This window comes from Streptomyces sp. NPDC059037, assembly GCF_042740015.1.
Classification (GTDB): domain Bacteria; phylum Actinomycetota; class Actinomycetes; order Streptomycetales; family Streptomycetaceae; genus Streptomyces.
In genome coordinates this window covers 1-5,607 of record NZ_JBHYIG010000423.1, presented here as the reverse complement: position 1 = coordinate 5,607, position 5,607 = coordinate 1, and the positions used below count along the sequence as shown (strand labels likewise).

At 72.2% G+C, this 5,607-nt stretch carries 5 protein-coding genes; 3 read left to right on the top strand and 2 right to left on the bottom strand.

The window, feature by feature from the left end:
- The first annotated feature begins 106 nt into the window (after positions 1-106).
- A complete protein-coding gene (locus ACFWY6_RS43705; protein ID WP_384702970.1) occupies positions 107-898 on the top strand; it encodes an ABC transporter permease in 792 nt (263 codons plus the stop codon).
- Here the strand turns inward: ACFWY6_RS43705 and ACFWY6_RS43700 are convergent.
- Both ACFWY6_RS43700 and ACFWY6_RS43695 read right to left on the bottom strand, forming a co-directional pair.
- Positions 879-4,064 (bottom strand): ATP-binding protein, encoded by a 3,186-nt coding sequence (locus tag ACFWY6_RS43700; RefSeq protein WP_384702967.1) that lies wholly within the window; start codon positions 4,062-4,064, stop codon positions 879-881. The two genes, ACFWY6_RS43705 and ACFWY6_RS43700, sit on opposite strands and share 20 nt — an antisense overlap.
- 9 nt (positions 4,065-4,073) lie before the next feature.
- Entirely contained in the window at positions 4,074-4,244 is a 171-nt protein-coding gene (locus ACFWY6_RS43695) for a hypothetical protein (protein WP_384702964.1), read from the bottom strand.
- A gap of 171 nt (positions 4,245-4,415) precedes the next feature.
- Here ACFWY6_RS43695 and ACFWY6_RS43690 point away from each other — a divergent pair, with 171 nt between their 5' ends.
- Positions 4,416-4,937, top strand: coding sequence for a helix-turn-helix domain-containing protein (locus ACFWY6_RS43690; RefSeq protein WP_384702961.1), 522 nt, complete (start codon positions 4,416-4,418; stop codon positions 4,935-4,937).
- Positions 4,938-5,000: 63 nt separating this feature from the next.
- Positions 5,001-5,408 carry a YciI family protein gene (locus ACFWY6_RS43685; protein WP_384702958.1) on the top strand — a complete coding sequence of 136 codons (408 nt, stop codon included), beginning with the start codon at positions 5,001-5,003 and terminating at the stop codon, positions 5,406-5,408.
- Positions 5,409-5,607: the final 199 nt, after the last annotated feature.

Here is a 5,607-nt window from a genome sequence, read left to right as displayed (position 1 = left end):
TCTTCGCCCTGACCGGCAGCACCGGCAGCACCGGCAACACCGGAAACACCGCCAACACCGGCAACACCGACATCAGCCGACCCGACAAGGAAGGGGCGGCCGTCCGATGAGCTCCCTCTCGCTCGCCGCGCGCGACTCCTCCACGATGCTGCGGCGCAACCTCCTGCACGCCCGGCGCTACCCGTCCCTCACCCTCAACATCCTGCTGACGCCGATCGTCCTGCTGCTGCTCTTCGTGTACGTCTTCGGCGACGTGATGAGCGCGGGCATCGGTGGCGGCGGCGCCGACCGCTCCGCCTACATCGCCTATCTCGTCCCGGGCATCCTGCTGATGACCCTCGGCGCCACCCCGGCGGGGACCGCGATCTCCGTCTCCATGGACATGACCGAGGGCATCATCGCCCGCTTCCGTACGATGGCGATCCACCGCGGCTCGGTGCTCATCGGGCACGTCGTCGGCAGCGTGCTGCAGGCGATCCTCAGCGTGGTCCTCGTCGGCGCCGTCGCCGTGGCCATCGGCTTCCGGTCCACCGACGCCACGGCCTTGGAGTGGCTGGCGGCGTTGGGTCTGCTCGCGCTCGTCGCCACGGCCTTCACCTGGATCGCGGTCGGGATGGGAATGGCCAGCCCGAACGCCGAGGCGGCCAGCAACAACGCGCTGCCGCTGATGATCCTGCCGCTCATCTCCAGCGCCTTCGTGCCGGTCGACGCGATGCCGGGCTGGTTCCGGCCGTTCGCCGAGTACCAGCCGTTCACGCCGGCCATCGAGACCCTGCGCGGACTGCTGCTCGGCAGCGAGATCGGCAACAGCGGGTGGATCACCATCGTCTGGTGCGTGGGCCTTGCCGCGCTCGGCTACCGCTGGTCCACGTCGCTGTTCAGCCGCGACCCGAAGTAGCCGCGCGGGCCGCCTCCCACAGTTCGTCCCGCCCCAGGGCGGCGTACTCCGACACCGCGTCGGCGTACGCCGCCCGGTCGGCGTGCTCGGCTGCCTGACGGGCGCGGGCCGCCGACATGGTGGGCTGGAACTCGCGCAGTACGCGCAGCCGTTCGGCCAGCGCGATCATCCGTACGGCACCGGTGTCGGTGTCGGTGTCGGTGTCGGTGTCGAAAACTGTGTCGGTTTGGCCACCGGCGCCGGCGGACGCGAGCCCCGCCATGCCAAGCGCGTGCAGCACCGTCCCGAACAAAGGGAGCTCCATCGGCGCACGGGGCGGGCCGGCAAGCAGTGTTCGCAGGCGTTGCCGCAGCCGGTCGACCGGCTCCGTGACGAGCCCGAGACGGCCGGCGTGTGCGTGCGCCGTCACCGCCGCCGACTGGATCTGCAGCGCCCACGGGTCGAGCCAGGGGTCGTCGCTGTGCATCGAGCCGGTCTCGGGCAGGCGTTCCACGGCGCTGCGCCACAGGCCGAGGCCGAGTTCCGTCAGCCCGCGGGCGAGCGCGATCTCGGCGTGCGCGCCGAGGTCGGGGCTGTAAAAGGTGTCCTCCTGCGGGGTGTTGGCCCCCTCCGCCTGCCGCAGCCAGTGCTCGGCCTCGTCCGGGGCGCCGCGCTGCAGGCAGGCGAGGACAAGGGCCGAGCGGATGCCGATGTAGTCGTCCTCGTGGCCGAGGCGCGGCAGCGCGTCGAGCGCCGCCTTGAGATGTCCGTACGCGGCCTCGCCCTGTCCCGTCCGCAGGCACAGCTCGCTCAGCCGGGAATGGCCCATGAGCCGCAGGGACGGATTGTCGACCGGGGCCAGCGCGGCGATCATCCGGCGGCCCGATGCGATCGCCCGCTCGATGTCGTGCTCGTACTCCCAGATGTAGGTGGCCACGCACTCGGCGATGCCGGCGACCAGCGGCTGCTCGCCGGCGCAGAGTTCGAGCAGTACCGCGTAATCGGGAGGCAGCATCTCCGGAACCGCGCTCAACACCGCAGCGGTGGCGCGCAGCGGCGTGTCCGGTGGGGCCGGGGGCAGCCGCCGGAGGGTCACGAGGTGGCGCACGCCATGCGGGCCGTAGTTCATGAACTGGGCCGCCGCGCACAACACGGCCGCGGCGCGGGCGACTTCGACGTACGCGGGCGCCGGGCGGTAGTGCGAAAGGGGCGGGCCGGTGTCCGCGGCGAGTGCGGTGAGGCGGGGGTAGTTGGAGTCGGTGAACCACAGAGCGGCGAGGACGGAGGTGACGGCTGCCGTGGTGGGGCCGTCCGTACGGGCCAGGGCGTGCCGCAGGGCCGGCACGAGGTTGTCCTGCTCGGCCCTGATCTGCTCCCGGGCGGCGACGGAATGTTCGGTGCCGACGAGCACGTCGTGGTGCGCGACCCCGAAGTCCCGCGCCCAGGTGAGGAATCGGCCGATCGCCTCGTCCTCCTCTCCGGCCTCCGCACGCCGAGCCGCGCTGAACTCCCGTACGGACTCCAGCATCCGGAACCGCACGCCGACCGGGGTGTCGGTGACCGTGAGCAGCGACTGATCGGTCAACTCCTCGAGCAGCGGCAGCGCTTCATCGCCGAGGACCTGCTGCGCCGCGTCGCCCGCGAAACCGCCGGGGAGCGCGGACAGCGTGCGCAGCGCCGCCCTGGCGTCCTCCGTGAGCAGGTTCCAGCTCCACTCCACGACCGCGTGCAGTGTGCGATGGCGTTCCGGTACGTCCCGTGCCCCGCCGCGCAGCAGCGCGAACCGGTCACCGATGCGGCGGGCGATCTCCGGCACCGAGAGCACCCGCACCCGCGCCGCGGCCAACTCCACGGCGAGCGGCAGCCCGTCGAGGTGACGGCACAGCTCGGCCACCGCGTCCGGCGGCAGCTCCACACCGGCCCTGGCCGCCCGCGCCCGCTGCGTGAACAGCTCGACCGCGGTGTCGGGGCCGAGCTCCGGCAGCGCGTACACCGCCTCCGACGTGAGGCTCAGCGGGGCCCGGCTGGTGGCAAGGACCCGCAGGTCCTTCGAGGACGAGACCAGGGCTTGTACGAGGTCGGCGGCGCCCCGGACGACCTGCTCGCAGTTGTCCAGGACCAGCAGCGCGGGCCCGGAGCCGAGCACGCCGATGATGCCGGACACCGGGTCCGCGGCGGCGTGGCCGCTCAGCGCGCCGTGCCGTCCCTCGCCCGCGCCGAGCGCGGAGGCCACCTCCGTGGCCACGTCCTCGTCCGCGGTGACCGCGGCCAGCGGCACGAAGTGCACGACCCGCTGCTCGGCCGCACGGCCGACGGCGTGCGCGAGCCGGGTCTTGCCGAGGCCGCCGGGGCCGACGACGGTGACGGCACGTGAGGAGCGCAGCAGACTCCGCACCGCCGCGATGTCCGCGTCCCGGCCGAGGAGTTGGTTCGGCTCGTGCGGCACACCGTGCCTGACGACCGGTGCCTCGTCGAGCAGCAACTCTTCTTGTACGGCCCTGAGCCCGGCGCCCGGATCCGTGCCGAGCGTCTCGCGCAGCTCGCGGCGGTAGGCTTCGTACCGTGTCAGGGCGGCGGACGGGCCCGCCGTCGCCGCCTCGCCGCGCAGCAGCTCGGCGAGGACCTCCTCGTCGCGGGGATGCTCCGATGCCGCCACGGCCAGCGGCACGGCCGCCTCCGCGTGCCGCCCGAGACGGGCAAGCGCGAGCGCCCGCGCGCGGACGAGTGCACTGCGGACGGGGGCGCGTTCGGCGCGCAACGCGGCCACGGGGTCGTCGGTGTCGCCCGCCCCGTCAGGGGCCCCTTCCCACAGGGCGAGCCCGGCATCGGCCGCGGCCAGCGCCCCCGCGTGGTCACCGGCCCTGGCCCGCTCCGCGCTCGCGGCGGCGTGCAGCAACAGGGCGGAGCTGTCGACCTGTTCCTCGGCGAGGGCGAGCCGGTATCCGGTCGGCGTGCCCGCGATGACATCGGCGCCCAGCTGCGACCGCGCCCTGGACACGAGCACCTGCACCGCCTTGGCCGGCCGCTCCGGCAACGCGTCCGGCCACAGCCCCGCCACCAGGCGCTCGGTGCTGCAGCCGGTGCGCAACTCGCCCGCGAGCAGCGCGAGAAGGGCCCGGAGCCGGGGCGCGGTGACCTCCTGCCCACGACAGGCGACACGCTCAAGCAGGGTCAGGTCGGTGGTCACCCGTGCAGGTTAGCCAAGGCCGCCTCGGACGCGGGCGACGAACCTGACCTCGACCAGCAGCTCGGGGAAGGCCAGCCGTGGGGTTCCGATCATCGTGCTCGCCACCTGAGGCTCCGGCCGACCGTAGGCCTCCTTGCGAACCGGCCCCGCCGCGGCGTCGCCCGCGTCGGCGTCGACCACGTAGATGACTTCTTCGACGACGTCGTCCGACGAGGCACCGAAACGCCGCAGCAGCTCCGCTTCTGGCGCTGTGCCCGGAAGCCGAAGTGGTCGAGAACCGGCTGCTCGTCGAGGACGGGGACATGTCTCCATGTCGTCCAGAGCGATTTCGGGACCGCGACGGCAGGCGAGGTGGCCAAGGACGTCGTCTCTCCCCCTGCGCGCGGTGCCAATGAACCGCAGTACGCCGATGTACTCACCCCGCCTCGCGCCGGCCTGCCTACGACTCGGGAATGGGTGATCCAGAACATCGGTTCACCGATCACCGATCACCGATCACCGATCACCGTGCAGCGGATGGCGGACCACAGCCTGCTTTCCCGCAGAACCTTCATCCGGCGATTCGTACGCGAGACGGGGACGCCTCCCATGCCGTGGGTCGTCCTGCAGAGGATCACCGGCGCGCGTCGGCTTCTCGAAGCCTCCGACTGGTCCGTCGAGCGGATCGCCGCCGAGACGGGCTTCGGCACGGCTGCGAATTTCCGAAGCATCTTCCGACGAGAGGTGGGCGTGACGCCGAGCGCCTATCGGAAGGCGTACGGCGCCTCCCCGCCGCCGGACGCCGGCGAACCGATCAGCTTCGATGACCAGCCTGGGTCTGCTCGTTCGGCGAGTGCCAAAAATTCTTCGGACGGCAATGTCGAGATCCGGTGACCGGCTCCGTCCCTGCTATGAACGCGACCACAGTGGGTCGCAACAGCACCAAGGAGAAACGTCATGGCCAAGTACCTGCTGCTCAAGCACTACCGAGGCGCCCCGGCTGCCGTCAACGACGTACCCATGGACCAGTGGACGCCGGAGGAGATCTCGGCCCACCTGCAGTACATGAACGACTTCGCGGCCCGGCTGGAGAAGACCGGCGAGTTCGTCGACAGTCAGGCGCTGGCCCCCGAGGGGACGTTCGTCCGGTACGACGGTGAGGGGCGCCCGCCGGTCACCGACGGCCCGTTCGCCGAGACCAATGACGTCATCGCCGGCTGGATGGTGATCGACGTCGACAGCTACGAGCGCGCCGTCGAGCTGGCCGGGGAGCTGTCGGCCGCCCCCGGCGCGGGCGGCAAGCCGATCCACGAGTGGCTGGAGCTGCGCCCGTTCTACGGCGAGCAGCCCACCATCACGGAGTGATCTCTCAGGTGACTCAGGTGACTCAGGTGACTCAGCTGAACGAGGCCCTGCTGAGGAGCCTCACGCCGAGCGTGCTCGCCGTGGGCGGGGCCCCCCCCGGCGCCCCGGCGGGGGGCCGCCCCCGCCCCGCCGGGCGGGGCGGGGGGGGCGGGGGGCGCCCCGCGGGGGATTAAAAACAATACGCACCGCCCCCCCCAAC